Below are 25,991 nucleotides of genomic sequence, written 5' to 3' on the forward strand. Positions count from 1 at the left end.
AATGCCAAAATGATCTTCGACAGTGCGTTTCTATTCTTTTAAGGTATATCACATCAGATACACAACGCAAGATTGCGAAGAGTAAAGTGATGTATAAATCCATTGAAACCATGCTTGTCGAGATTCCGACCATTCGTCCACACAAAATGGCGGTGGCGACAATGCAGACGCAAACCCTGGTATTGGTAAAGATCTCCACAGACGATGGTTTTGTGGGCTGGGGCGAAGCAACCACAATTGGTGGATTAGGCTACGGTGAAGAAAGCCCAGAAAGCGTAAAAACCAATATTGATACTTACTTTGCACCTTTACTAAAAACATTGGCTGGTTTGAACTTTGCACAAACCATGCGCGCCCTGAAAAAGAATATTAACGGCAACCGTTTTGCCAAATGTGCCATCCAGACTGCTTTACTGGACATTCAGGCACAGCGCCTCGGTTTACCACTGAGTGAAATTCTTGGTGGCCGTTTACGTGACAGCGTTCCTGTTCTTTGGGTATTGGCTTCAGGCAATACTGAAAAAGACATCGCTGAAGCGCAGAAGATGATTGAAATCAAACGTCACAATGTGTTCAAGCTGAAAATCGGTTCTCGTCCGGTTGAAGAAGATGTTGAACACGTGCTGGCAATCAAAAAAGCATTAGGCAAAGACGTTTCTATTCGTGTTGACGTCAACCGTGCCTGGTCAGAGCTTGAAGCCATTAAAGGTATTCAGCTGCTGCAAGATGGCGGTGTTGACCTGATTGAACAGCCATGCGGCATTGAAAACCTCGATGCGATGCGTCGCCTCACCCGCCGTTTCGATATTGCCATTATGGCAGACGAATCGTTAATGGGTCCAAACAGCGCTTACCAGATTGCCCGTAACAATAGTGCATCAGTTTTCGCAGTGAAAGTTGCACAATCTGGTGGTCTAATCGAAGGATGTGAGGTTGGCAAAATTGCCAAGCTGGCCAATATCGACCTATACGGCGGCACCATGCTGGAAGGCCCGGTAGGAACCATTGCTTCAGCGCATGTGTTCTCGACGTTTGAAAGCCTGGCTTACGGCACCGAACTGTTTGGTCCATTGCTACTGACGGAAGAAATTTTAAAAACACCATTGCAATATCAAAACTTTGAATTGGTGTTACCAACCACTGCCGGTTTAGGTATTGAACTGGATGAAGACAAGCTTGACCGCTTACGTCGTCAATAAAGGAGCTAGACATGCTTTTTCACGTACGCATGGATGTCAATATTCCACTCGATATGCCAGCTGAACGCGCTAATGAAATTAAAGCCGTTGAAAAGGCATATTCGCAGGAATTACAGCGCCAAGGTAAATGGCGTCATATCTGGCGCATTACAGGCCAGTATTCAAACATCAGTATTTTTGATGTTGAAAGCAACGAAGAACTGCACAACCTGCTGCAAGGTCTGCCGTTGTATCCATACATGAATATTGAAGTGATGGCGCTTAACCGCCACCCATCTTCTGTCCGTGATGATGACACCTGATTCACAGTTCATATCGGTATTTTAAGAATTTAAAGCCGCTATCGGGGTAGCGACTTTAGAAGTCCAAAGGGTAAATAAACAAGGATTGTGGCCAGCCAGATCAGCCAGCCAAACAAGCATTCAGGCAGCCACGACAACTATATACATACATTCAAGGAGTAATTGTATGGATCGTCAAACCATTGAAAATGTAGTTAAAGCTTGTAACGTGGACACTTCAGAAGGTCCAGTAAATGCACGTGTACAACAGGTACTTGTTCGTTTAGTTACAGATTTATTCCAAGCGATTGAAGACTTAGATTTAAGCCAATCAGAAGTTTGGAAAGGTATTGAAACTATCATTGATATTGCAAAAGCTGATGAGTTTGCATTGATGGGTTCTGCTGTAGGTCTTGAACACTTCCTAGACTTACGTGCTGACGAAGCTGACGCGAAAGCAGGCTTGACTGGTGGTACGCCACGTACAATTGAAGGTCCATTGTATGTTGCAGGTGCGCCTGAATCTACTGGTTTTGCTCGTATGGACGATGGTTCTGAAGAAGGCAAAATCCCGACTTTAATCATTGAAGGTACAGTAACTGACACTGACGGCAACATCATTCCTGGTGCTAAAGTTGAAGTATGGCATGCAAACAGCCACGGTAACTATTCATTCTTTGATAAGTCACAAAGCCACTTCAACCTACGTCGCTCAATCTTAGCTGACGAAAAAGGTCAATATGTTGCTCAAACAACTATGCCTGTAGGTTATGGCTTAAACCCTGAAGGTCCACTTCAAGGTGTATTGAACCAAATCTCTCGTCACGGTCAACGTCCAGCTCACGTGCACTACTTCATCTCTGCACCTGGCTACCGTAAGCTTACGACTCAGTTCAACATCGAAGGTGATAAATACCTTTGGGACGACTTCGCATTCGGTACTCGTGAAGGTCTAGTTGCTGAAGCTGTAGACGTAACTGACGAAGCTGAAATCGCACGTCGTGGTTTGAAAGGTCCTTTCAAATACATCCAATTCAACGTTGTTCTTCAGAAAGATAAAGAAGGCGCTCCTTCTACTGAAGTTGAACGTCGCCGCGCAAGCGCATAATTTGAATGGAATCGGGATGTAATCATTAGATTCATCCCGATGACTTCCCCTCCTTGGAAAGTCGGAGAAAGGACATGCCTCGTATTCCTGTAATTAACACCAGCCACTTAGACCGCATTGATGAGCTATTGGTTGATGATTTTGAATCTGGTGAATTTAAACTACACCGTTCAGTATTCACAGACCAAGCCCTGTTTGACCTAGAAATGAAATACATTTTTGAAGGCAACTGGGTTTATTTGGCACACGAAAGCCAAATTCCAAACAACAATGACTACTACACCACTTACATGGGCCGTCAGCCAATCATCATTGCACGTAACCGTCAAGGTGAACTGAATGCCATGATCAATGCGTGTTCACACCGTGGTGCACAGTTATGTCGTTACAAGCGTGGTAACAAAGCAACTTATACTTGCCCATTCCACGGTTGGACTTTCAACAACTCTGGTAAGTTGTTAAAAGTGAAAGACCCTGCCGATGCGGGTTATTCAGATTGCTTCAATAAAGACGGTTCACACGACTTGAAAAAAGTTGCCCGTTTTGAAAGCTATAAAGGTTTCTTGTTCGGTAGCTTAAACCCGGATGTTCCACCACTAGAAGAATATCTTGGCGAAGCCACCAAAATTATTGACATGATCGTGGGTCAGTCTGACCAGGGTCTGGAAGTATTACGCGGCTCATCAACCTATACCTATGAAGGTAACTGGAAGCTGACTGCTGAAAACGGTGCCGATGGTTACCACGTATCTGCAGTACACTGGAACTACGCTGCAACAACTCAGCAACGTAAAGAAAAAGAAGCTGGCGACAATATTCGTGCTATGAGTGCAGGTTCATGGGGCAAACAAGGCGGTGGTTCTTACGGCTTTGAAAATGGTCACATGCTGCTTTGGACACAATGGGCCAACCCGGAAGACCGTCCAAACTTTGCCAAAAAAGATGAATATACCGAGAAATTCGGTGCGCCAATGGCGAAATGGATGATCGAGCGTTCCCGTAACCTGTGTATCTATCCAAACGTGTACTTCATGGATCAGTTCGGTTCACAAATTCGTGTGTTACGTCCGCTGTCTGTAGATAAGACTGAAGTGACTATTTACTGTATCGCACCTGTGGGTGAAGAGCCAGAAGCACGCGCACGCCGTATCCGTCAATACGAAGATTTCTTTAACGCATCAGGTATGGCAACCCCAGACGATCTTGAAGAATTCCGTGCATGTCAGGCAGGTTATGCCGGTATTGCCCTGGAATGGAACGACATGAGCCGTGGTGCCAAACACTGGATCCAAGGTCCAGACGATGCAGCCAACGAAATTGGTTTAAAACCAAAACTTTCAGGTATTAAAACTGAAGACGAAGGTTTATACCTTGCTCAACACGAATTCTGGCTCAAACTTATGAAAAAAGCGATTGCTGACGAGAAAGAGCTTGCTGCAACTGAAGGAGAAAACGCATGAGCGACATCACTTTAGAAAAAGTTGCACAGTTCCTTTATCAAGAAGCTCGCTTTTTAGATGATGAACAATGGGATGAGTGGTTACAGTGCTACGCTCCTACTGCTTCTTTCTGGATGCCAGCTTGGGATGACGATGACCAATTAACTACAGATCCACAGTCTGAAATCTCTTTGATTTACTACCCAGACCGTCAAGGTTTGGAAGACCGTGTGTTCCGTATCAAAACTGAACGTTCGTCTGCAACCATGCCAGACACACGTACGAGCCACAACATCAACAACATCGAAATTGTTGAACGTGATGGCGATAAAGTGACTGTACGTTTTAACTGGAACACCTTAAGTTTCCGTTACAAAACCAACTACAGCTACTTTGGTATGTCACGCTACGAAATCGACTTTTCTGGCGACAAACCACAAATTTTAAGCAAGTACGTGGTGCTGAAAAACGATTACATCAACCAAGTAATCGACATTTATCACCTCTAAGACTGTATTGATTTACAGCTAGGTAAAAACCTTTCAGCCAGATGGAATTTTGGCTGAAAGGTCAAGTTTTAAAGATTTCTATAGGATATTCAGCCATGTCAAACCACAATGTTGCACTTCAATTTGAAGATGGCGTTACACGTTTTATTTCTGTTACAGATGGTGAAACACTGTCAGACGCAGCTTACCGTCAAAAGATCAATATTCCTTTGGACTGCCGTGACGGTGCATGTGGAACGTGCCGTGCGTTTTGTGAATCAGGTTCGTATGACATGCCTGAAGAAACTTATATTGAAGATGCATTGACACCAGAAGAAGCTGAACAAGGCTATATTCTTGCATGCCAATGTAAACCAACTTCAGACGCAGTATTCCAAATTCAAGCCACTTCTGATGTATGTAAAACTGAAATTCATGCATTTGAAGGTACATTGGCACGTGTTGAAAACTTATCTGACTCGACTATTACCTTTGATATTCAGTTAGATGAAGGTCAACCAGATATTCACTTCCTTGCAGGTCAATATGTGAATGTGGGTATTCCAGGCACAACAGAAACTCGTTCGTATTCTTTCAGCTCTAAGCCTGGCAACCGCTTAACTGGCTTTGTGGTACGTAACGTACCAAACGGCAAAATGAGCGAATTCTTAAGCCAAAACGCTAAAGCTGGCGACAAAATGACCTTTACGGGTCCATTTGGTAGCTTCTACTTACGTAATGTAGCACGCCCTGTGGTGATGTTAGCGGGTGGTACGGGTATTGCACCATTTATGTCTATGCTGCAAGTGCTTGAAGAAAAAGGTTCTGAGTACCCTGTACGTTTAGTCTTTGGTGTGACCAATGACTTTGACTTGGTTGCAATTGAAAAATTAAACGAACTACAAGAAAAATTCTCTTGGTTCGAGTACCGCACTGTTGTGGCGAATCCGGAATCTGCACACGAGCGTAAAGGTTACGTGACTGGCCATATCGAAAACGAATGGCTCAACGGTGGTGATGTTGATGTGTACCTATGTGGTCCAGTGCCAATGGTAGAAGCGGTACGTGGCTGGTTAGATGCAGAAGGTGTTAAACCTGCAAGCTTCCTATTTGAAAAATTCTCTGCCAACTAAGTTTGTTAGACAGTCTAGAAACATAGTCGGAGAATACAATGAATCGCTCAAAAAGATTTGAAAACAAAGTTGTAATCGTGACTGGTGCCGCTCAAGGCATTGGTCGCGGTGTGGCTTTACAAGTGGCTAGCGAAGGCGCACAAGTAGTCATGGCTGACCTTTCTCCTTATGTAGAAGAAGTGTTGGCTGAAATTGAAGAGCTTGGTGGCGATGCTGTTACTGTAAAAGCCAATCTTGAAACTTTTGCAGGTGCAGAATCTGTCGTTGCAAAAGCACTCGATACCTATGGCCGTGTAGATGTACTCATCAACAACGTCGGTGGTGCAATCTGGATGAAACCTTTCCAAGAATTTTCTGAAGAAGAAATTATCAAGGAAGTGAATCGTTCATTGTTCCCAACCCTATGGTGCTGCCGTGCCGTGTTGCCAGAAATGATTAAGAATCAAAAAGGTACGATTGTAAACGTATCTTCTATTGCAACACGTGGTATTAACCGTGTGCCGTATTCGGCTTCAAAAGGTGGTGTGAATGGCTTAACCGCTTCCCTTGCCTTTGAACACGCCAAAGACGGTATTCGCGTCAATGCAATTGCCACAGGCGGCACTGAAGCACCACCACGCAAAGTACCACGTAATGCCAACCCGCTTTCTGAATCAGAACAAGCGTGGATGCAAGAAGTGGTAGATCAAACAATTGATCGTACTTTCTTGGGGCGCTACGGCACCATTCAGGAACAAGTGAATGCGATTTTATTCCTTGCTTCTGATGAATCATCGTACATGACAGGTACGGTTGTACCTGTAGGTGGTGGTGATCAGGGTTAACCTGATCATCTTTTTTGTACAGGATCATTGCCAGACTTGCACGGAGGCAAACAATGAGTCACCTGTTAGATACCTTAAGAAAAGACTGGTCCTTATCAGCCACAGTTGCAGGATTTTTAGCTGTACTGATTTCCTATGCCGGTCCTTTAATCATCTTCTTCCAGGCAGCCCAACAGGCTCAAGTGTCCAATGCCATGATGATTTCATGGATTTGGGGCATTTCTATTGGCGCAGCCGTTGCCGGTATCTTCCTTTCAATTAAATTCAAAGTTCCGGTGGTCACCGCCTGGTCGGCACCCGGAACGGCCTTGCTGGTCACCCTCTTTCCTGATATTTCCCTGAACGAAGCCGTTGCAGCCTACATCACCTCAGCCGTGGTGATTTTCATTATTGGGATTACCGGTTATTTCGACAAATTGCTGGCCTTAATTCCGCAAGCAGTTGCAGCAGGCATGATGGCCGGCATTTTGTGCCAGTTTGGCTTTGGTCTGTTTACCGCCAGTAACAACATGCCGTTTATTGTATTTGGCATGTTGCTGGTGTTCTTACTGGCCAAACGTTTTAGTCCGCGCTATGCCATGCTGTATGTACTATTGACCGGAATTGGCCTGAGCCTGTTGCTCGGCACCATGAATCCGGTCGAAATGAGTTTTAGCCTGGCAGTGCCGCAGTTTATTGCGCCGGAATGGACCTGGAACTCGACCCTTAACCTGGCCTTACCGCTGATTTTAGTCAGCCTGTCTGGTCAGTTTCTACCGGGGATGGCCATTTTAAAGCTCAGTGGCTACGACACGCCGGCTAAACCCATTATTACCACCACCAGTATCGCTTCGCTGGCGGTGGCGTGTGTTGGCGGGATCACTATTGTCCTGGCCTCAATTACCGCCGCGCTGTGCATGGGCAAAGACGCGCATGAACTGAAAGAAAAGCGCTATATCGCCGGGATTGCCAACGGCCTGTTCTACATTTTAGGCGGTTTATTTGCCGGCAGCATTGTGATGCTGTTTAGCCTGCTCCCGAAAGAATTGGTGGCAGCATTGGCCGGTCTGGCACTTCTAGGAGCCATTGGCATCAATTTAAATGCCGCCATGCATCAGGAAAACCAGCGTGACGCAGCACTTATTACCTTCCTGGCAACTGCATCGGGTATGCAGTTTTTAGGTCTCAGCTCAGTTTTTTGGGGAATTTGTCTGGGTATTCTGGCTCATGTCATTTTAAGCAGAACCGGTTTATCAGGACTGACCTCACCTTCAAGCCCAAGCAAAAGCACGGGTCAATGAAGTTTGTTTGACTAGGAAACAACTATGATTGATAAAAGCTCAGCATCTTTAAAAGATGTGCTCTCTCAAATTAAAGATGGTTCAACCATCATGATTGGTGGTTTCGGTACAGCAGGTCAGCCTGCTGAACTGATTGATGGCCTGATTGAACTGGGCATCAAGGATTTGGTCATCGTCAATAACAATGCCGGTAATGGCGACTACGGTTTGGCCAAATTACTCAAAGCAGGCGCTGTACGTAAAATCATCTGCTCGTTCCCTCGTCAGTCTGACTCTTATATTTTTGATGAACTGTATCGTGCTGGCAAAATCGAGCTGGAACTAGTGCCGCAAGGTAACCTGGCTTGCCGTATTCAGGCTGCAGGTATGGGTTTAGGCCCAATCTACACCCCAACTGGCTTTGGTACTTTACTGGCTGAAGGTAAACCGACCTTAAATTACGAAGGCAAAGAATTCGTTCTGGAAAACCCGATTAAAGCCGATTTTGCTTTAATTAAAGCCTACAAAGGCGACCGTTGGGGCAACCTGGTGTACCGTAAATCTGCTCGTAACTTTGGCCCGATTATGGCCATGGCGGCAGATGTCACCATTGCACAGGTCGCAGAAGTGGTTGAACTGGGTGAGCTTGATCCTGAGCACATCATCACTCCGGGTATTTTTGTACAGCATGTGGTGTCAGTTGCTGCCAAACAGCCTGAACAATCAGCATAAATACGTGAAGGAGAACACGATGAGCTATACCAAATTAACACGTGACCAGATTGCTGAACGCGTTGCCCAAGACATTCCAGATGGTGCCTATGTCAACCTCGGGATTGGCCTGCCAACCAAAATTTCAAACTACCTGCCTGCAGATAAAGATGTATTCCTGCATTCTGAAAACGGTTTATTGGCCTTTGGTCCAAAACCTGCGCCAGGTGAAGAAGATCCGGAACTGATCAATGCCGGTAAAGAATATGTAACCATGCTAACCGGTGGCTGTTTCTTCCATCATGGAGATTCTTTCGCGATGATGCGTGGCGGTCACTTGGACATCGCCGTATTGGGTGCCTTCCAGATTGCAGAAAATGGTGACCTGGCCAACTGGCATACTGGTGCCCCAGATGCAATTCCTGCAGTAGGTGGTGCAATGGACCTTGCAGTTGGTGCCAAGAAAGTCTTTATCACTACCGATCACGTGACTAAAAAAGGCGAGCCGAAAATTGTAGCGGAGCTGAGCTATCCAGCAACTGGCCTGAAATGTGTAGATCGTATTTATACCGACCTGTGCGTGATTGATGTGACTGCTGAAGGCATGAAAGTGATTGAGAAAGTTGACGGTCTGTCATTTGAAGAGCTGCAATCCCTGACCGGTGCGAAGCTGATTGATGCGACACAGGGTTAAGTAATCCCTCCCAACCTCCCTGAGCGAGTTTTAAAGCACGGCTTTAAAAACTCAGCGCAAGCAAGGGAGGAAAAGTCCCCCTTTTTTAAAGGGGGATTTAGGGGGATTAAAAAAGAATTTAGGAAACAGAAAAAATGAAAAACGCATATATCATTGATGCTATTCGCACCCCATTCGGTCGCTACGCAGGTGGACTTGCTCCTGTACGTACAGATGACCTGGGTGCCATTCCCATTCAGGCGCTGATGGAGCGTAACCCAAGTGTTAACTGGGAAAAAGTAGATGACGTGATCTACGGCTGTGCCAACCAGGCCGGCGAAGACAACCGTAACGTGGGTCGTATGTCTGCGCTATTGGCGGGTGTGCCGCATCAGGTGCCTGCAACAACTTTAAACCGTTTATGTGGTTCATCACTGGATGCGGTTGCCATGGCGGCGCGTACCATTAAAGCCGGTGAAGCACATCTGATTGTGGCGGGTGGTGTAGAAAGCATGTCACGTGCACCATTTGTGATGGGTAAATCTGAATCTGCCTATGGCCGTAGCCAGAAAATTGAAGACACCACCATGGGCTGGCGCTTCATTAACCCGAAACTGAAAGAAATGTATGGTGTTGAAACCATGCCACAAACTGCAGAAAACGTGGCAGAACAGTTCAACATTAACCGTGAAGATCAGGACAAGTTTGCGTTTGAAAGCCAGCAACGTACCGCTGCCGCACAAGCCAAAGGTTTCTTTAAAAATGAAATCGTACCTGTGGTCATTCCACAGCGTAAAGGCGAACCAGTTGTGGTCGATACCGATGAGCATCCACGTGCATCAACCACGTTAGAAGGTTTGGCCAAGCTAAAACCTGTGGTCAAAGCCGATGGTACTGTGACTGCCGGTAATGCCTCAGGTATTAACGATGGTGCAGCAGCATTATTAATTGCCTCTGATGAAGCGGTAGCGGAATACGGTTTAAAACCACGTGCCAAAATTATTGGTGCAACAGTAGTCGGTGTAGAACCACGCATTATGGGCTTTGGTCCAGCGCCAGCCATTAAAAAACTGTTGGCCCAAACCGGTCTGACGTTAGAGCAGATGGATGTGATTGAGCTAAACGAAGCTTTTGCTGCTCAAGCACTGGCGTGTACCCGTGACCTTGATCTGGAAGATGGTGCCGCGAAAGTGAACCCGAATGGTGGCGCCATTTCACTGGGTCATCCACTCGGTGCATCAGGTGCGCGTCTGGTCACCACGGCCCTGAACCAGCTGGAAGCCACTGGCGGCAAATATGGCCTGTGCTCAATGTGTATTGGTGTCGGTCAAGGCATCGCTTTGATTATTGAACGCGTTTAAAGATACGATAACAAATTAAATTTCCCCTCCCTTTTTTAAAGGGAGGTCGGGAGGGATTCAATGCCAACATTTACATCTCAAGATGCTGAAATTAATTACCAAACCTTTGGTGATGCGACAAAACCTGCGCTGGTATTTTCTAACTCGCTAGGTACCAACTTTAAAATGTGGCAACCGCAAATTGACCACTTCCAGCAGGACTTTTTTGTCATTTGCTATGACACCCGTGGTCACGGCGCATCTTCTGCTCCACAAGGTCCATATACGCTTGACCAGCTCGGCCAAGACGTGGTGAATCTGCTCGATCATTTAAATATTGAAAAAGCAGCCTTCTGTGGGATTTCGATGGGTGGTTTGACCGGTCAGTGGCTGGCAATTAACAAGCCTGAACGTTTTAGCCATGTTGTGGTCTGTAATACAGCCGCTAAAATTGGTCAGGAACAGGCTTGGAATGAGCGTGCCGCACTGGTCCGTGAACAAGGTTTGGCCCCTATTGCATCAACGGCGGCCGGTCGTTGGTTTACCGAACCCTTTATCCAAAGTAACGCAGCAACTGTAGCGACTCTTTCAAACGACCTGGGAGCTGGCAGCCCTGAGGGTTATGCAAGCTGCTGCGAAGCTTTGGCTAAAGCGGATGTACGTGAACAGTTAAAAGACATTCAGGTACCGGTATTCATTGTTGCTGGTCAGCAAGACCCGGTAACAACTGTAGCCGATGGTGAATTTATGCAACAACGCATTGCCAACGCTGAACTATTTGAAATTAATGCTTCGCATATTTCCAATATTGAACAGCCAGAAGCCTTTAATCAGGCGGTGCAGGCGTTTATTCAACGTTAAACCCAGCTCGGTTGAAAGCATTTAAAAAAAGATAATCTCCGGATTATCTTTTTTTGTTTTTAGGCAATTTTTAAAAAGATTGATGATTCTACTGAGATGCCCTGCCCATCTACTTCAACTTTAAGCCCAGATCACCAGCATCGCGGCAATCACCACCAGTACCAAGCCCAGATGATCGGTTCGGGCCAGTTTTTCCTTAAAGAAAAAGGCAGAAATCAGCAAGCTAAATAGAATTTCAATCTGTCCCAAAGTTTTGACCAAGGCCACAGTCTGCATACTCATGGCACTAAACCAGCCAAGGGAGGCCAGAAAACTGCAAATACTCACCTTAAAGGTCAGTCCCAGCCGCTGCCACATGGCCTGTAAGGTATGCGGGCTAAACAGCCCCAAATACAACAACATGCTGATACATTGCAGCCCGATCACAAAACATAATACCCAGCCGGCACGATGTAAAAAGGGTAAATTCTCCAGTTCCAGACTCGCTTCACGCACCAGCAGTGAGGTAATGGCAAAACTGAGACCACTGCCCACCCCAATCGCCAACGTGCTGACAGACAGCTTGGTATTGGCCGGCCCTTTACTGAGTAAAAAGACCGCCACGCCGCCTAATACGACGCCAAGCCAGCCCAGCAGACTTAAATATTCGCCCAGTAGTGCCACGCCAATTAAAGCCGCCAGAATCGCCTCGCTTTTGGCCAGTCCGACACCAATGGCATAGTTTTTCTGCTTGAACAGTTGCACCATGAGAATGGTGGCCAGAATCTGGCAAAAAGCCGCCACAGCAATATACAGCCAGAATTTCCCGCTAAAGCGAACCGGCGTTGCGGCAGGCTGCTGCAGATATAAAAAACTCAAATAACCGACCGCAAACGGCAAGGCAAAAATAAAGCGTGCAAGCGTGACGCCATAAACGTCGACCGTCATGCTGAGCTGTTTTTGAAAGGCATTGCGCCAGGCCTGCATAAATGCAGCCATCAGGGTAAAAAGAATCCAGGTACTGGCCATGCGAGTATGAAAAATATGATCGGGAATAAGGTTTAATCTACTCCTTTCATGGCGCATATTCGACCATTTTTCATCCATTTACCGTGGCTTTGCTGAATAAATCTCCAATTCTGTCTATTTGCAGCTTTTATGTTCCTTTTAATCCGGAATGCGATGACTGCAAGGCACATGCTTGCCGTTTGCATCCACATGGTTTTTCGACTCAAAATGAGGCTAAGCGACTGATCGCATCAGGCAACTTTGTAAATCTGCTACAATTTTATAGCGGGTTTCAAATACCCTCCTGACTCAATCTATGTTTAGATAAATGGACGTATCCTGCAGGCTGAGGATCAAGAATGAAGTATTTTGAATGTGCGGTATGCCATCAGCAGATTTTTTTTGGTGCCTCATTTTGTGAATATTGCAAGGCACCCATTGGCTTTGTTGCCTCCGAAAAAGATATGGGCACCTTTCGTAAGGATAGCGAAAATGAATGGGTCAGCCTGAATGAGAGCTATCGTAATCAGAAATTTAAGCCCTGTTTTAATTATAGTCACTATCAGGTCTGCAACTGGATGATTCCCGTCGATGATGAAAATATCTATTGCGAGTCCTGCCAGCTTACCCACACCATCCCCAATTTAGATGAACCGGAAAATATCCAGTACTGGCGTTATCTGGAACAGGCTAAACGGCGGTTTTTATATCTGGCGCAGCGCATGAATATTATGCCGCGGCCAAAACGTTCTGAAGATGACCGCTATGGCCTGCGCTATGAATTTTTAATGCCCATGGAAGGCCAACCGGTGCTGACCGGCCACGCCAATGGTCTGATTACCCTCAATGCCATTGAAGCCGATGTGGTTTATCGGGAAACCACGCGCGTAACCATGGGAGAAAACTACCGTACCCTGCTCGGCCATTTTCGCCATGAAAGCGGCCATTATTATTTTGATGTGATGCAAAACCGCCATCCGGAACTGGTCGATGAATTCCGCTACTATTTTGGTGATGAGCGTCAGGATTATGGTATGGCGCTCAAACGCCATTATGAACAAGGCCCGCCCCCCGACTGGCAGGACAGCTATATCAGCACCTATGCCACCACCCATCCCTGGGAAGACTGGGCTGAAACCTGGGCGCATTATCTGCACATGATGGATACCTTGGAAACCGCCTATTTTGCCGGAATCCGGGTGCAAGGCAACGGCCGTACCCTGGCCAATCTGTACTTTACCGAATGCCCGATTGGCGGCAAGGATATTGAACATATTCTAGAAAACTGGATTGCCCTGACCTTTAATCTGAATGCGCTGAATCGTAGTATCGGGCTGGATGATGCCTATCCGTTTAAACTGACCGAGCCGGTAAAAGACAAACTGCGTTTTATTCACCGGCATGTGCTGGATAAAGCCTTTAAATCCAATCAGGCCAGTCATCCTGCTTAAGCTCACTTTCAATTCAATGAGATTTGCTACACGATATAGCGTTTACTTAGGCCCCATTCGGCCAGAATCCGGCGGTATAAGGCCGAGGAGCGATCTGCCTCAAAATGGGCTTCCATGCTTAAATCCAGCGGCAGCTCTTCCGGTTTCTGGCTTTCTACCATGTCCTGATCTTCGGCAAAAATCTGCGCATTAAAATCGTAAACCGCTTGCAGGTCACCGGTGGTATCAAAATTCCGGGTTAAAGGCACAAATAGCCGGGTCTGATTGGCCGATACCGGACAGCAGGCATTTAAGATTTTCAAGATGCCATCATTCGGAAAATAAATAGTCAAGGTCGCTGCAAAGGGTGGATAAACATCAAATTCACGCGTCCATAAAAAGCCTTCGGGTGCTAAATGCTGCATACCATGCGGATAATTGCTGACATTGGAAATATAGATACTTTTCAGGCCATAGTCAGTGCGTTCGGTATGATATTTCGGTACCACCGGATTGTCCCGATCGGCAAAGGCCTGATGATGTACCCAGGCAAAATGTGCAACATCAATAAAGCCTTCTAACTGACGGCCGCTGGAACCGGCAATATCCACACTGGGCGGTAAAATGGATTGATGCTCCGCATCTTCCCAGGTGTCCAGCACCGGAAAATTGGCTGCCTGTTCATCCCGCCCGAACAGGCTGGTCCAGACCAGACCATATTTCAGCACCACCGGAAACGTGGTCAGGCTAAAACGCTCCGAAATCTGGGTCAGGTCGGGCTGGGCCGGAATTTTGGTGCATTTGCCGGCACGGTTATAGTGCAGCCCATGATAAGGACAGATAATTTCCTCGCCCTCTACCCAGCCTTTGCTTAAAGGCACACCGCGATGTGGGCAAATATCCCGCACCAGCTGGATGTCACCACTTTCTGTCCGGTACAGCGCCATTTTCACATCTAGCAAGGTCACCTGTTGCGGCTGGCTGCTGACATCCTGAATTCGTGCCACCGGATACCAATGCTGCGCCAGAATATGCCAGTCACTGGCATCAAAGCGGCTGTCATGGGGTTGGGCAAACAGGTGGATTACAGGAATCGCATTCATAGGCTGGCTCACTTTTAAGCTATACAGGGTCAAGAACAAACGGAAATCCGCGGTTTTCTCATGTCGTTTATTGTTAATTTCCTGTTTTAAATTAAGAGCTTCTGCTTTTTCTGTCTATTAGAATGTTTTTGATGATCTGTTCTAAATATTCGAACACTTTAGTCAAAATTGGCCTGAACTGGCGCAGATCTTGCTCTTTTAAAATCTATCAATATCACGCTGGCCAGGTCTTAAATGGTGAATACCCCGTTTTCGCGTTTTTCAGACTATTTTATTGCGGTGGCGCAAACCGGCAGCTTGCGCAAGGCAGCCGAACAGCTGTTTATTTCGGTATCTGCCGTGCATCGACAAATTGTACTGGCCGAACAGGAACTCGGGATTGCGCTGTTCGAACGTCTGAATCATGGGCTACGGCTGACTTTGGCCGGAGAGTTGCTGTATGCCGATCTATTAAAATGGCACAAAGAATTTCAGCAGACCCGCATCCGTTTTGATGAAATTCAGGGCCTGCATCGTGGCAGCATTGAATTTGGCTTAATTTCAGCGCTCAGCGAAAGTTTTGTGCTGCAGTCGATGCAACACATGAGCCAGCATTATCCCTGGATTGATTTTCTCGTGCATGTGCTGGACAGTGAAAAAGTCGCGCAGATGATTCAGGCCGCGGAGCTGGATTTTGGCCTGCTGCTGAATCCGCAAGCGCATCCGCATTTAGAAGTGGTGGCTTTTGTGGAAATTCCGCTGGGTTTTGTGATTCCAGTTGAGCATCCTCTGGCAGAACAAACACCGCTGTATTTTTCCGATACCTTGCCTTATGCCCATTTAATGCCAGCACCACCGCTGATTATTCATGAATATGTCAGCGCGCTGTATAAGCACCATCAGTTTAGTCCGCGCAGCCGCATCGAATGTAATGACATTCGTATGTTAATGTCATTGTTAAAGCAGAATTTGGGGCTGGGGCTAATGAGTTATTTAGATGCACTGCCGCTCCTGGAACATCAAACAGCCATCTTTAAACCGGTTCAGGACAAAGGTTTATATCCACTGACGCTGGCCCTGTGTGTGGCACCGAAACGACAGCTTTCCCGGATTGCGCAAATCATGATGAAACAGTTAACCGAGCAGATGGAGCAGCTACAACAGCAAATTGCCGAGCTTTAACAAACCGGCTGAATCAAAGGTACTACCTTGTCCCGTTGCAAACTGCTGATGCCCTGCACTTTTTGCATTTGATACACCGTGGCCTGAAGTTCCAGCAGTTCTTCCGGATGATGGGTCACATAAATCATACCCAGCTGCAATTCGCGCTGAATGCGTTTTAAAAATGGCAGTATCTGCTGTTTTAACTGCTGATCCAGTCCGCTTAAAGGTTCATCCAGCAGCAATAACTGCGGTGCAGACAATAAAGCCCGGCCAATCGAAACGCGCTGTGCTTCCCCGCCAGATAATTGATGCGCTTTGCGTCGAATCAGCCTGGACAGTTCTAACAGCTCAACAATCTGCTCAAACTCAAATTTACGCTGTGCCAGCGGCTGTAAACCTTCTGCATATCTTAAATTCTGCTCAACATTCAAATGCGGAAATAACAGGGCTTTCTGAAAAATCAGGGCAATTTTACGTTGATGCACAGGCACAAATACCTGCTGCTGGGTATCGAGCAATAAACGGTGATTCAGCACAGTCCGGCCAGCAGATGCAGAAAGCTGGTTTTCCCGGAACCGGAGGGCCCCAGAATCCCGACAATCTGCTCTGCACAGGTCAGCTGCAGCTGTAATTTGAACTGCGCATTCTGATAATCGATCTGACAATCCAGCATCAGTTTTGCCCCAATTTACGTTGATATCTGTGCAGAATAAAATAATTGGCCAGTAAGGCGGCAAAAGCCAAGCCGGTGGATAACAGCACCAGACGCATGGCAGCAGCTTCGCCATCAGGCTGTTGAATGAGCGTATAAATAGCGATGGGAATGGTGCGGGTTTCATCCGGGATATTGCCAACAAAGGTAATGGTGGCGCCAAATTCACCCAGACTGCGGCTAAAGCCCAGAATACTGCCCATAAGAATCCCGGGCAGCACCAGCGGTAAGCTAATACTGAAAAAGACTTTCAGCGGCGCAGCCCCAAGTGAGGCTGCCACCTGTTCCAGCTGTGGATTTAACATTTGAAAGACAAACGAATCGGTTGAACCAGCAAGGGAAACGCCACCAGCATGGCAGCCAGTACTGCGCCTTTCCAGTTAAACGCCAGCTCAATGCCCCAGTGGGCCAAAACCTGTCCAATCCAGCCTTGCGGGCTAAACAGCACCAGCAATACATAGCCCAGCACTACCGGTGGTAAAACCATCGGCAGTTGTAACATGGCTTCAAGCAAAAACTTGCTGCGAAATTCATAGCGTGCCAGCATCCAGCCCAGACAAATTGCAAATGGCAGGCAAAACAAGGTCGCGACACTGGCCACTTTAGCAGACAGATATAAACCACTTAGTTCTTCGGGACTGAGCATCAAAGCAGCAACCTAGGGACGAAAACCATGTTGAACAAAAATCTTGTGAGCCGCGACGCTACCCAGATAGCGCCGGAACTTGACCGCCTGACGATTCTTTTCACCCTGTTTGGTTAAAGCCGCGGTATAGACAATGTCCGGATGGGTCTGTACCGGAAACGCACCCAGCACTTTTACTTTATCGCTACTGACGGCATCGCTGCGATAAACAATGCCGACCTGACAGGCACCGCGCTCGACAAAGGCCAAAGCAGCCCGGGCATCCGACGTGCCAATAATGCGTTTTTCCAGCCGTTTATACCAGCCCAGCTTGGTCAGACTATGTTTGGCATATTTTCCAACCGCCACCGAATCGACCTGTCCGGTACACAGCCGGCCCGTAAAGGCCTGAGGAAAATTAAAGGTAGGATGCGCCCGAAACGGAATCCGCGCATCTTTCAGGGCAATTGCCACCAGCTGGTTATAAATAATTGGTTTGACCTGACTGGCTTTGACCTTGTTGCGTTTCACCAGATAGGTCATCCAGTCCTGATCGGCCGGAAAATAAAGATCGACTTTTGCACCGCGGACAATATGTTTGGCCAAGGTCGATGAAGTGCCAAAAACCGGTACAATCTTGGCTTCTGGATGTTGCAGCTGATAATGCCGAATCACATCCGTCAATGCCGGGCCCAGACTTGCAGCTGCATACACCTGAACGGAATTGGCTCGACTGAATGTGCTTAAGCACAAGGCGACACAGATTAAACCCAGTTGGATGGTCTTCAAAACGCACTCCCTCAATGCTGTATGAATATTCCCTTTAAGCATTGGCCTTTTTGAATCGGCTGATGGGCCGGCACACGCACCAGACAGTTGGCATACATCAGATTACTGAGCATATGCGACTGCTGCTTGGCTAAACTGTGCAGTTTCAACACCCCATCTTCAAAACAGGCGGCCATTCTTAAAATCCTTTCTCTCGCATCGGGCTTTAAGTCATGTTGTATTTGCCCTGTCCACCACGCGGGCGGCTGACTTTGCCCTTGTAATACTTCTAATAAAGTTTGCGTATAGATCGAGATTCCAACATATACCGCCGCAGGATTGCCCGGCAATGCCAATAAGTGACAAAATTTGTTAGCCGATTTTCGGTATCTGGCGAAAAAAACCGGTTTCCCCGGCTTCTGTTTCACTTTCCAGAACACCTGCTCAAAGCCTACATTTAAAGCCACCGGACGGATAAAATCATAATCACCAACCGAAATTCCGCCAGTGCTGATGATGACATCATACTCCTCCTGAAGTTGCTGAAAGTATCGGATTAAGGCAATTTCATTATCTTCCACATGCACAATATGCACAGGTTGATGCCGTGCCTGACACCAGGCTGCAATTAAAGGCGCATTGGCATCAAAAATTTTTCCTGCTTGCAGATCTGCAGCCGACTGCGCGACTTCATCCCCGGTAATCAGCACGGCAACTTTAGGCTGCTGATAGACCTGCACCTGATCAATACCGGCCATGCTTAAAGCCGCAATTGCGCCGATATTTAAATATTGTCCGGCTGATGCCAGTAACTGACCTTGGGTAATTTCTTCGCCCACATCCCGGATATCTGCATGCAGTTTGAGCGCAGCCTCCAGCTGAATCAGATGGCTAGACATCCGCTGTACAATTTCCTGACGTGCCACCGTGGTGGTGCCAGCAGGAATAGGCGCGCCGGTAAAAATACGCATCGCCTGTCCACGCTGCAGCGTCACATCGGCTGATTGACCGGCCCGGATTTCACCGACCAGCTGGAACTGCTCGCCTGGCGCTATCTCTCCATCGCTACACAGGACATAGCCATCGACCGCGCTTTGGGAAAATAAAGGCAGATCAATCCCCGCATAAATATCTTCAGCTAAATAGCGATGCAGGCCCTGTTGTAGTGGCAGGGTTTCCACCTCCAGACAGGGTGTTGCCGCAATCATCTTGTCCAACGCCTGATCCAGACTGATCAGCCCGCTTTCTGCACCACAGCCTGACATTATTGATAGCCTCCTGCATGTGGAATATTTTTCTGCACATCAAAGACATGCACCAAGGCCGGTAATACCGCCAGCAAGGATTCCTTCGCGCCTTGACGGCTGCCCGGTAAAGTCATCACCAGACTATTTTCAATATAGCCAGCCACTCCACGGCTTAAAGCCGCATACGGCGTGCGTTTCTGGCCAAAACTGCGCGAGGCTTCCATCAGCCCTGGAATTTCCCGTTCTAATAGCGGAGCCAGGGTTTCTACGGTTAAATCTTTCGGGCCAAGACCAGTGCCGCCAACGGTTAAAATCAGCGGATACTGATTTTTCTGCTGTTCAATTAAGGCCAGCAACTGTTCCGGGCTATCCGGAATCACCTGATACTGAACCTGCTGGAAATTGGCCTCTGCCAATATTTCCAGAATATTCTGGCCGGCGGTATCCGGTTTTTTACCCGCGGCGACGGTATCGGACAGCACAATCACCGAGGCTGGCATCGGCTGCGCCAAGACCCGGCTAAAATGGGATTTACCGCCTTTTTTCTGTTGCAGTTTGCATTGATCCAGACACAAATCTTCCGGTTCACAATGCGGTTTCAGCATGTCGTATAAGGTCAGTCCGGCCAGACTGGCTGCGGTTAAGGCTTCCATCTCGACACCGGTCGGACCAATAGTTTCTATCGTGGCAATAATCTCGACATGCTGTTCATGCAGTTCATAATCCACATCGGCCCGGTAAATCGGTAAAGGATGGCATAGCGGAATCAGCTCATCGGTACGTTTGGCCGCCAGAATACCGGCAATACGCGCGGTTTTCAGCGCATCGCCTTTTTCAGTATTGCCCTGACGCAGCAGCTCGATACAGTGCGGCGGCGCATATAAAATGGCACTGGCCACCGCAGTACGATAGGTTTCGGCTTTCATGCCTACATTTTTCATGATGGTATTCCGGAATTATTGATTTAAAAAAATTAGGCTTAACATCGGATTTAAAGCGGCCATTGATAGGCGTTTTCGCCTGCATGGGAGTGATTGCAGCAATCGGTTTGCGTATTCGCTTCCACTGGCGGATGATCTTTACGAATACAACAGCCTTCGACATACTGGCTGCTGCCATCGCAATAAAATTCTTCTTTCCAGACCGGGACTTCATGTTTGACCCGCTCTACCGCCACCTCGCAGGCCTGAAAGGCTTCACGGCGATGCGGCGCATACGCCATGGCAATAATTGCGGTTTCACCAATGGCTAAATCCCCAATCCGGTGGATGACCCGCACATAAGACACGCCATATTGCTGCTGAATTTCCTGCTCAATCTGCCGGATCATTTTTTCTGCCACCGGTGCATAGGCGGTATATTTCAGCGACTGCACTGCCTTACCTTCATGATGGTTGCGAACTGTGCCCACAAAAATGCCAATGCCACCACATTCGGGAAAGTGCTGAATCTCATCGAAGCTGGACTGGCTGAGTGGCATATCCTGAATCCGGGCAAACTGTTTTAGATGTTGCATCGTTTAACCTCCTGCCACCGGTGACAGCAACACCAGCGTGGTACTGTGCTGCAAGGTCTGCTGGCGTGGCACAATATCTTCACCAATCGCGCAGGCACAACGTTCGACCAGAGACGCTGCCGCTGGATAACTGTGGTTTAACTGCAGCAACAAGTCCGCAATGGCCGTACCGGGCAGGCACTGCATCTGAATAGTTTCTGGCAGCGCCTGTTTTACAGCGCCAAAGGCTTCAATCTGAATCAGGATATCGTGCATACTTAACCTCCAATCATATACATGCTGATTTTCCGGGTACTCCCGGCAGTGGTTGTGGCTTGAGAATGAATGGCATGAAAGCCGGCTTTTTTCTGCCAGATATAGCTTTGTAATTGCTGCAGTAACTGCTCACGTGCCACGGGCGCCGTGTGAGTCTGTAGCTGTTCAATCAATACTTTTAAGGGCACAGGCTGTTCGGCAAACAGGCAGTTATACAGTTCACCCTGGGCACTTAAACGCAACCGGTCACACTGGCCACAAAAGGCATGACTGATGGTGGAAATAATCCCCACCGGATGGCCATCGACCCGATATTCCCGTGCCGGATTCGCGCCTTGGCTGTGGATGGCTTCGACCGGAAAATGCTGGCTTAAGCGCTGCAAAATTTCCTGCTCGGTGACTACATGCGCGGCGCTCCAGTGACCATCACCATCCAGCGGCATAAATTCAATAAAACGTAGCGGAATCTGCCGGGCTTTGCTCCACTGCAAAAGTGGCACCATCTGGTCGTCATTAATGCCTTTGATTAGCACGCTATTCAGTTTGATGGGCAAATGCGCCTGCTGCGCGGCCTGAATCCCGTCGAGTACCGGCTGTAACTGTTTTTGGGTTAGCGTAAAAAACTGCTGCGGATCTAAACTGTCCAGACTGATATTTAAATCATCCAGACCGGCCTGTTTTAATTCCTGCGCATAGCGGCTTAAATAATGGCCATTTGTGGTCATGGAAATTCGCGCCAAGCCCAATTGGCGTAAGGGCTGTAAATCCCGGATAAAATGCACCACACCCTGGCGCATCAGCGGTTCGCCGCCGGTAATCCGGATATGCTGAATCCCCTGCTCAACCATCAACTGGCAAAACTGCAGCAAGGCTTCAAAACTCAGCAACTGATGTTTCTTCATCCATTCAGGATGTTCAGGCATACAGTAGACGCATTTAAAATTGCAGCGATCGGTCACAGAAATCCGCAGTTTGCGTTTGCTCCGGCCAAACTGATCCTGAAAATATGCGGGTCTCACGGGAATCTGGGGATTGTTCACGCCTGTTATCCTCTGGGCAATTGCTTCATGGCTGTGCAATAGGCAATAGGTTTGCACGGATCACATGCCGCGCTTTAGGCTTGAATTTGCAATTAATGTTCCAACTTTGAGCTTTTGATAAAGAGAGTGTTTAAATTCTGCCCAGCACATGCTAGAAGCGAAGAAATGAGATGATTTTTAAAGAAATTTCAGCTGACGATACTGTTGCAGTTCATCCAGCGAGTTAATACTGTGAAAAAATAGCGCACGATTTTTAAATTTTGCCACCTGAGCATGCATTTCTGCGAAACAGTGCTTTAAACTGCGCTGATGTTGTGCAAGATGCGCGCGAAGTGTGGGCAAACTGCTGCGTTTCATCAGACAAAATGGATACAGCGCCTGTCCGTTCATCATCACATAGGCCACGTCGGCCTGCGGCTGTCTGGCCAGACGCTGATGCAACCGTGGCAGCACATCGGGCGGAATATAGGTCACATCACAGGGAACAAACAGCACATAGTCGGCCTGCACATGGCCCCAAGCGCTTTTCATGCCCATCAACGGGCCTAGAAAACCGCCTTCATCATCATGATAACACTGCAGATGCGGCAGCAATCTAGCGTAAATAGAACGATCGCGATGGCTATTGATCCACAATTGCTGAATTTCTGTTTTAAAGCGCCGCTGGATTTTGAGCAGCTGGATGTCATCATCAAACTTTTGCAGCAGCTTGTTCATGCCATTCATGCGGCGGGCTTGTCCGCCCGCCAGAATGACCAGATCGGTCACAGGATAATCGGCCTGCATGATGGCGGAGTTGCGATTCATGGCATTTCCTCCATCTGACAGGCTTTAATCAGCCCACGGATTTCCGGTAAACATGAGCCACAATTGCCGCCAGCTTTTAAACAGGCCGTGATCTGTTTTTCATGGCTTAACTGCTGCTCCCGAATGGTCTGGATAATGCGGTTTTTGCCAACTTTAAAGCAGCTACATACCAGCGGTCCTTCATTGTTCTGTACCGACATCGCCTGTCCGGCCAGCAAGGCTTTGCGATGCGTGGCACTTAAACGCTCACGTTTAAACAGGCTGGCAACCCAGTCCCGATCGGGCAATAAAGCGTTGGGCGCAATATACAGGCTGGCAATTAAAATTCCGTCCTGTAACACCACACTATGGCTGATGAATGCCGATGGATCTTCCAGCTGCAGCCATTCAAAGCGGCTATCTTCCAGCTGCAGCAGCTGTTTAATCTGTGCGGCGGTATGTTTAAATTTTTTCCGGTCGGCCAGTTCATAACGCACCGCTTTGGCGGTCTGAATCTTGCTCCACCACGCTACCTGCGCCAAAGTGGCCTGAACTGCCGCTTCATGACCGTGGCGAATATACAGCACGCCCTGCCAGTCGGTATAAAATGGCTGGATGCTAACCGGGGTATGTTTAAATTCGGGTTCGCCGGAAATGGCATCCACCACCGGATTGACCACTTTTCCAATTCGCGCATCGGAAGCGACCTGATCATTCCAGTGAATGGGCGCAAACAGCTGACCACGGCGAATACCAGTCGAAACTTCAACCCGCAGTACACAACTGCCCCAGCGGGATTTCAGCTCCACCGGTTCCCCATCTTTCAGGCCATATTTCAGTGCATCATTGGGGTGAATTTCACAATAGGGCTCGGCTTTGTGAGTGCTTAAATTGGCCGATAAACCGGTACGGCTCATGGTGTGCCACTGGTCACGAATCCGGCCAGTATTCAGAATGAGAGGATAATCTTCACAAGCGCCATGTACCGGGTCGATGGCCTGAGTGGCAATAAAACGGGCTTTGCCATTTGGAAAACTAAACTGTCCCTGGGTAAACAGCTGTTCCACCGGTGGATTCTGCTGAGGCGTTAATACTGGCCATTGCAACGGCTGCAGCTGTTCATACTGTTGCAGGCTTAGCTGGCTCAGACCGCTTAAATTAAAGTAGCGAAATAGCGGATAGTCCTGACGCTGTGTCACCGGACCATTTTCACAGGCCGATAAAGCCGCATGTTCCAGAAAAATCTCATGCACATGCTGATAATCGAAACCGCGAAAGCCCATGGCCTTGGCCACCTGACTGATCGCCCACCAGTCGGCCTTGGCCTGGCCCGGTGCGGGCAAAAAGGCACGCTGTCTGGAAATGCGCCGTTCGGAATTGGTAACACTGCCTTCTTTTTCGCCCCAACCCAAAGCCGGTAATAAAACATCGGCATAGGCAGTGCTATCGGTATCCTGACAGATATCCGACACCACCACAAAATCACACTGCGCCAAGGCGCGTTTGACCTGATCGGCATTGGGTAAACTCACCACCGGATTGGTGGCCATAATCCACAGTGCCTTGATTTTCTCGGCTTCTACCGCTTCAAACAGATCGACCGCTTTTAACCCCGCTTGGGTGGCAATTTTTGGACTGTTCCAGAACTGTTGTACCAGCTGCTGATGGGCCGGCTGATCCAGATCCAGATGTGCCGCCAGCATATTGGCCAGTCCCCCCACTTCACGGCCACCCATGGCATTCGGTTGTCCGGTCATGGAAAACGGTGCTGCGCCCGGCTTGCCAATTTTGCCTGTTAACAGATGGCAATTGATAATACTGTTGGCTTTATTCACCCCTTGTGAAGACTGATTGACCCCCATCGAAAACAAGGTCATGACTTTGTCAGTCTGGGCAAACTTTTCAAAAAACAGCTGTAATTTCTCGGCAGAAATCCCGGTACGCGCTGCCACATTTTCCAGCTGCTGCTCCGCGGCGCTGGCTTCTAACGCCTGCTGCAAGCCTTCGGTATAGGCAGCGGTAAAATTGTGGTCCTGATGACCATTTTGCTGTAAGTACTGCAGCAAGCCGTTAAATAATGCAACATCTTGCCCGAGCATAATCGGCAAATGTAAATCGGCCGCTTCACAGGTCGCGGTAAAGCGTGGGTCGACCACCACCACAAACAGATTGCGCTGTTCTTTGGCCTGCATCATGCGCTGATACAGAACCGGATGGCACCAGGCAGTATTGGAACCGACCAGCACCACCATCTCGGTCTGTTCAAAATCTGCATAGCTGGCAGGCACCAGATCTTCGCCAAAGGCCCGTTTATGCGCCGCCACCGCAGAAGACATACACAGCCGCGAGTTGGTATCAATATTAGCCGTGCCCAAATAACCTTTGACAAATTTATTGACCACATAATAGTCTTCGGTCAGCAATTGCCCCGAAACATAAAAAGCAATACTTTCCGGGCCATATTGCTCAATACAATGCTGGAATTTTTGCGCAATTTCGGTGGTGGCAGTCTGCCAGTCTGTTGGCTGACGGTTGTCCTTACGGCCCAGCATTGGGGTTAATACCCGTGTCTCTAGCCCCAAGGTATCGGCCAGATTGCTACCTTTAATACACAGCTTGCCAAAGTTGGCTGGATGCTGCACATCGCCTTCGACTTTCACCTGCACGCCTTGTGGTGAATGGCTGACATGAGCCCTCACCCCACAACCAACCCCACAATAAGGACAGGTGGTTTGCGTAGTCATCGTTTTTAATTCTGTGGAGCTATGCAGTTCCACCACTGGGATACTATTCATTGCTGCTGTGCTCCTTAATTATCTAAATTCACGTAATTCCCATTTTTATCTTGGCTTTATTTGAAATACGAAATTTGTGTAAGCATTCACTATCGTGAGGTGGCATGGATGCCACCGATTCCCATCATTACAGGACGTAATGTATGGGAATCTAAGATTTTTGTTACTTTTGATCTTTCAAAAGTAAGGGAGTGCCTACACGTAAACAGTTGTTTTAGCACTCCATTTGAGGCTATGACATCCTTCTTATGAAGTACTAATTACAGAG

Annotated in this window: 24 protein-coding genes and 2 pseudogenes; 14 read left to right on the forward strand and 12 right to left on the reverse strand. The window is 47.9% G+C overall.

From position 1 onward, the window contains the following. Nucleotides 1–89 precede the first annotated feature (89 nt). The 12 genes from GA693_RS05115 to pcaD all read left to right on the forward strand — a co-directional run bounded on the left by GA693_RS05115 (nucleotide 90) and on the right by pcaD (nucleotide 11,316). Nucleotides 90–1,199: a muconate/chloromuconate family cycloisomerase gene (locus tag GA693_RS05115; RefSeq protein WP_160241303.1), complete on the forward strand. Its 1,110-nt coding sequence runs from the start codon at nucleotides 90–92 to the stop codon at nucleotides 1,197–1,199. Between the two features lie 11 nt (nucleotides 1,200–1,210). Then, the gene (gene catC / locus GA693_RS05120; RefSeq protein WP_005178078.1) at nucleotides 1,211–1,501 is read left to right on the forward strand and encodes a muconolactone Delta-isomerase; all 291 of its coding nucleotides are present in this window, start codon (nucleotides 1,211–1,213) and stop codon (nucleotides 1,499–1,501) included. A 166-nt stretch (nucleotides 1,502–1,667) separates the two neighbouring features. Continuing rightward, nucleotides 1,668–2,588: a catechol 1,2-dioxygenase gene (gene catA, locus GA693_RS05125; RefSeq protein WP_160241302.1), complete on the forward strand. Its 921-nt coding sequence runs from the start codon at nucleotides 1,668–1,670 to the stop codon at nucleotides 2,586–2,588. Nucleotides 2,589–2,662: 74 nt separating this feature from the next. Continuing rightward, complete coding sequence (gene benA, locus GA693_RS05130) at nucleotides 2,663–4,048, forward strand: benzoate 1,2-dioxygenase large subunit (protein ID WP_160241301.1); 1,386 nt, start codon at nucleotides 2,663–2,665, stop codon at nucleotides 4,046–4,048. Then, the gene (benB, locus tag GA693_RS05135; protein ID WP_131261937.1) at nucleotides 4,045–4,536 is read left to right on the forward strand and encodes a benzoate 1,2-dioxygenase small subunit; all 492 of its coding nucleotides are present in this window, start codon (nucleotides 4,045–4,047) and stop codon (nucleotides 4,534–4,536) included. The genes benA and benB overlap by 4 nt, the downstream gene beginning before the upstream one ends. Before the next feature lie 95 nt (nucleotides 4,537–4,631). Next, nucleotides 4,632–5,648: a benzoate 1,2-dioxygenase electron transfer component BenC gene (benC, locus tag GA693_RS05140; RefSeq protein ID WP_160241300.1), complete on the forward strand. Its 1,017-nt coding sequence runs from the start codon at nucleotides 4,632–4,634 to the stop codon at nucleotides 5,646–5,648. Nucleotides 5,649–5,686: 38 nt separating this feature from the next. Continuing rightward, nucleotides 5,687–6,472: a benzoate diol dehydrogenase BenD gene (gene benD, locus GA693_RS05145; RefSeq protein WP_160241299.1), complete on the forward strand. Its 786-nt coding sequence runs from the start codon at nucleotides 5,687–5,689 to the stop codon at nucleotides 6,470–6,472. A gap of 53 nt (nucleotides 6,473–6,525) precedes the next feature. Continuing rightward, entirely contained in the window at nucleotides 6,526–7,752 is a 1,227-nt protein-coding gene (gene benE, locus GA693_RS05150) for a benzoate/H(+) symporter BenE (protein WP_087662389.1), read from the forward strand. A gap of 24 nt (nucleotides 7,753–7,776) precedes the next feature. Further along, on the forward strand, nucleotides 7,777–8,463 hold the full coding sequence (locus GA693_RS05155; RefSeq protein WP_016658116.1) for a 3-oxoacid CoA-transferase subunit A: 687 nt from the start codon (nucleotides 7,777–7,779) through the stop codon (nucleotides 8,461–8,463). Nucleotides 8,464–8,482: 19 nt separating this feature from the next. Continuing rightward, nucleotides 8,483–9,136, forward strand: coding sequence for a 3-oxoacid CoA-transferase subunit B (locus GA693_RS05160; protein WP_016658115.1), 654 nt, complete (start codon nucleotides 8,483–8,485; stop codon nucleotides 9,134–9,136). A gap of 134 nt (nucleotides 9,137–9,270) precedes the next feature. Beyond that, a complete protein-coding gene (pcaF, locus tag GA693_RS05165; protein WP_160241298.1) occupies nucleotides 9,271–10,476 on the forward strand; it encodes a 3-oxoadipyl-CoA thiolase in 1,206 nt (401 codons plus the stop codon). A gap of 60 nt (nucleotides 10,477–10,536) precedes the next feature. Further along, nucleotides 10,537–11,316 carry a 3-oxoadipate enol-lactonase gene (gene pcaD / locus GA693_RS05170; RefSeq protein ID WP_005178103.1) on the forward strand — a complete coding sequence of 260 codons (780 nt, stop codon included), beginning with the start codon at nucleotides 10,537–10,539 and terminating at the stop codon, nucleotides 11,314–11,316. Between the two features lie 120 nt (nucleotides 11,317–11,436). On the opposite strand, the gene GA693_RS05175 is transcribed toward pcaD, so the two are convergent. Next, nucleotides 11,437–12,324, reverse strand: coding sequence for a DMT family transporter (locus GA693_RS05175; protein ID WP_160241297.1), 888 nt, complete (start codon nucleotides 12,322–12,324; stop codon nucleotides 11,437–11,439). A 338-nt stretch (nucleotides 12,325–12,662) separates the two neighbouring features. Between GA693_RS05175 and GA693_RS05180 the strand changes: the two genes are divergently transcribed. Continuing rightward, nucleotides 12,663–13,754, forward strand: coding sequence for a zinc-binding metallopeptidase family protein (locus tag GA693_RS05180; RefSeq protein WP_160241296.1), 1,092 nt, complete (start codon nucleotides 12,663–12,665; stop codon nucleotides 13,752–13,754). Nucleotides 13,755–13,780: 26 nt separating this feature from the next. Here the strand turns inward: GA693_RS05180 and GA693_RS05185 are convergent, their stop codons facing one another. Beyond that, nucleotides 13,781–14,836 carry an aromatic ring-hydroxylating oxygenase subunit alpha gene (locus tag GA693_RS05185; RefSeq protein WP_160241295.1) on the reverse strand — a complete coding sequence of 352 codons (1,056 nt, stop codon included), beginning with the start codon at nucleotides 14,834–14,836 and terminating at the stop codon, nucleotides 13,781–13,783. A 237-nt stretch (nucleotides 14,837–15,073) separates the two neighbouring features. On the opposite strand from GA693_RS05185, the gene GA693_RS05190 reads away from it, so the two are divergent. Continuing rightward, the gene (locus GA693_RS05190; RefSeq protein WP_160241294.1) at nucleotides 15,074–15,997 is read left to right on the forward strand and encodes a LysR family transcriptional regulator; all 924 of its coding nucleotides are present in this window, start codon (nucleotides 15,074–15,076) and stop codon (nucleotides 15,995–15,997) included. On the opposite strand, the pseudogene GA693_RS05195 reads toward GA693_RS05190, so the two are convergent. The 10 genes and pseudogenes from GA693_RS05195 to GA693_RS05240 form a co-directional block, all read right to left on the reverse strand. Beyond that, a pseudogene (locus GA693_RS05195) lies at nucleotides 15,994–16,652 on the reverse strand (ATP-binding cassette domain-containing protein). The gene GA693_RS05190 and the pseudogene GA693_RS05195 sit on opposite strands and share 4 nt — an antisense overlap. After that, nucleotides 16,652–17,337: pseudogene (gene modB / locus GA693_RS05200) on the reverse strand (molybdate ABC transporter permease subunit). The pseudogenes GA693_RS05195 and modB overlap by 1 nt, the downstream one beginning before the upstream one ends. Nucleotides 17,338–17,349: 12 nt before the next feature. After that, on the reverse strand, nucleotides 17,350–18,105 hold the full coding sequence (modA, locus tag GA693_RS05205; RefSeq protein WP_160241293.1) for a molybdate ABC transporter substrate-binding protein: 756 nt from the start codon (nucleotides 18,103–18,105) through the stop codon (nucleotides 17,350–17,352). An 11-nt stretch (nucleotides 18,106–18,116) separates the two neighbouring features. After that, nucleotides 18,117–19,349 carry a molybdopterin molybdotransferase MoeA gene (locus GA693_RS05210; protein WP_160241292.1) on the reverse strand — a complete coding sequence of 411 codons (1,233 nt, stop codon included), beginning with the start codon at nucleotides 19,347–19,349 and terminating at the stop codon, nucleotides 18,117–18,119. Beyond that, on the reverse strand, nucleotides 19,349–20,272 hold the full coding sequence (moaCB, locus tag GA693_RS05215) for a bifunctional molybdenum cofactor biosynthesis protein MoaC/MoaB (protein ID WP_160241291.1): 924 nt from the start codon (nucleotides 20,270–20,272) through the stop codon (nucleotides 19,349–19,351). Before moaCB ends, GA693_RS05210 begins: the two co-directional genes overlap by 1 nt. Before the next feature lie 50 nt (nucleotides 20,273–20,322). Beyond that, nucleotides 20,323–20,847: a molybdenum cofactor biosynthesis protein MoaE gene (locus GA693_RS05220; protein ID WP_160241290.1), complete on the reverse strand. Its 525-nt coding sequence runs from the start codon at nucleotides 20,845–20,847 to the stop codon at nucleotides 20,323–20,325. Between the two features lie 3 nt (nucleotides 20,848–20,850). Then, the gene (locus tag GA693_RS05225; protein WP_016658102.1) at nucleotides 20,851–21,102 is read right to left on the reverse strand and encodes a MoaD/ThiS family protein; all 252 of its coding nucleotides are present in this window, start codon (nucleotides 21,100–21,102) and stop codon (nucleotides 20,851–20,853) included. Nucleotides 21,103–21,104: 2 nt separating this feature from the next. Beyond that, nucleotides 21,105–22,142 carry a GTP 3',8-cyclase MoaA gene (gene moaA, locus GA693_RS05230; RefSeq protein ID WP_160241289.1) on the reverse strand — a complete coding sequence of 346 codons (1,038 nt, stop codon included), beginning with the start codon at nucleotides 22,140–22,142 and terminating at the stop codon, nucleotides 21,105–21,107. A gap of 177 nt (nucleotides 22,143–22,319) precedes the next feature. Next, nucleotides 22,320–22,949 (reverse strand): molybdenum cofactor guanylyltransferase, encoded by a 630-nt coding sequence (mobA, locus tag GA693_RS05235; protein WP_160241288.1) that lies wholly within the window; start codon nucleotides 22,947–22,949, stop codon nucleotides 22,320–22,322. Beyond that, a complete protein-coding gene (locus tag GA693_RS05240) occupies nucleotides 22,946–25,723 on the reverse strand; it encodes a nitrate reductase (protein WP_160241287.1) in 2,778 nt (925 codons plus the stop codon). The genes mobA and GA693_RS05240 overlap by 4 nt, the downstream gene beginning before the upstream one ends. Between the last annotated feature and the right edge of the window lie 268 nt (nucleotides 25,724–25,991).

The sequence above is a fragment of the Acinetobacter indicus genome (assembly GCF_009914475.1).
GTDB lineage: Bacteria > Pseudomonadota > Gammaproteobacteria > Pseudomonadales > Moraxellaceae > Acinetobacter > Acinetobacter indicus.

Bases quoted from the DNA above. Each gene is read 5' to 3' on its own strand.
- benE (WP_087662389.1), top strand. From the start codon at position 6,526: ATGAGTCACCTGTTAGATACCTTAAGAAAAGACTGGTCCTTATCAGCC.
- benC (WP_160241300.1), top strand. From the start codon at position 4,632: ATGTCAAACCACAATGTTGCACTTCAATTTGAAGATGGCGTTACACGT.
- benA (WP_160241301.1), top strand. From the start codon at position 2,663: ATGCCTCGTATTCCTGTAATTAACACCAGCCACTTAGACCGCATTGAT.
- GA693_RS05180 (WP_160241296.1), top strand. From the start codon at position 12,663: ATGAAGTATTTTGAATGTGCGGTATGCCATCAGCAGATTTTTTTTGGT.
- GA693_RS05225 (WP_016658102.1), bottom strand. From the start codon at position 21,102: ATGCACGATATCCTGATTCAGATTGAAGCCTTTGGCGCTGTAAAACAG.
- GA693_RS05175 (WP_160241297.1), bottom strand. From the start codon at position 12,324: ATGGCCAGTACCTGGATTCTTTTTACCCTGATGGCTGCATTTATGCAG.
- GA693_RS05160 (WP_016658115.1), top strand. From the start codon at position 8,483: ATGAGCTATACCAAATTAACACGTGACCAGATTGCTGAACGCGTTGCC.
- mobA (WP_160241288.1), bottom strand. From the start codon at position 22,949: ATGAATCGCAACTCCGCCATCATGCAGGCCGATTATCCTGTGACCGAT.
- GA693_RS05185 (WP_160241295.1), bottom strand. From the start codon at position 14,836: ATGAATGCGATTCCTGTAATCCACCTGTTTGCCCAACCCCATGACAGC.
- GA693_RS05155 (WP_016658116.1), top strand. From the start codon at position 7,777: ATGATTGATAAAAGCTCAGCATCTTTAAAAGATGTGCTCTCTCAAATT.
- GA693_RS05240 (WP_160241287.1), bottom strand. From the start codon at position 25,723: ATGAATAGTATCCCAGTGGTGGAACTGCATAGCTCCACAGAATTAAAA.
- pcaF (WP_160241298.1), top strand. From the start codon at position 9,271: ATGAAAAACGCATATATCATTGATGCTATTCGCACCCCATTCGGTCGC.
- benB (WP_131261937.1), top strand. From the start codon at position 4,045: ATGAGCGACATCACTTTAGAAAAAGTTGCACAGTTCCTTTATCAAGAA.
- pcaD (WP_005178103.1), top strand. From the start codon at position 10,537: ATGCCAACATTTACATCTCAAGATGCTGAAATTAATTACCAAACCTTT.
- benD (WP_160241299.1), top strand. From the start codon at position 5,687: ATGAATCGCTCAAAAAGATTTGAAAACAAAGTTGTAATCGTGACTGGT.
- GA693_RS05210 (WP_160241292.1), bottom strand. From the start codon at position 19,349: ATGTCAGGCTGTGGTGCAGAAAGCGGGCTGATCAGTCTGGATCAGGCG.
- GA693_RS05115 (WP_160241303.1), top strand. From the start codon at position 90: ATGTATAAATCCATTGAAACCATGCTTGTCGAGATTCCGACCATTCGT.
- moaCB (WP_160241291.1), bottom strand. From the start codon at position 20,272: ATGAAAAATGTAGGCATGAAAGCCGAAACCTATCGTACTGCGGTGGCC.
- catC (WP_005178078.1), top strand. From the start codon at position 1,211: ATGCTTTTTCACGTACGCATGGATGTCAATATTCCACTCGATATGCCA.
- GA693_RS05220 (WP_160241290.1), bottom strand. From the start codon at position 20,847: ATGCAACATCTAAAACAGTTTGCCCGGATTCAGGATATGCCACTCAGC.
- catA (WP_160241302.1), top strand. From the start codon at position 1,668: ATGGATCGTCAAACCATTGAAAATGTAGTTAAAGCTTGTAACGTGGAC.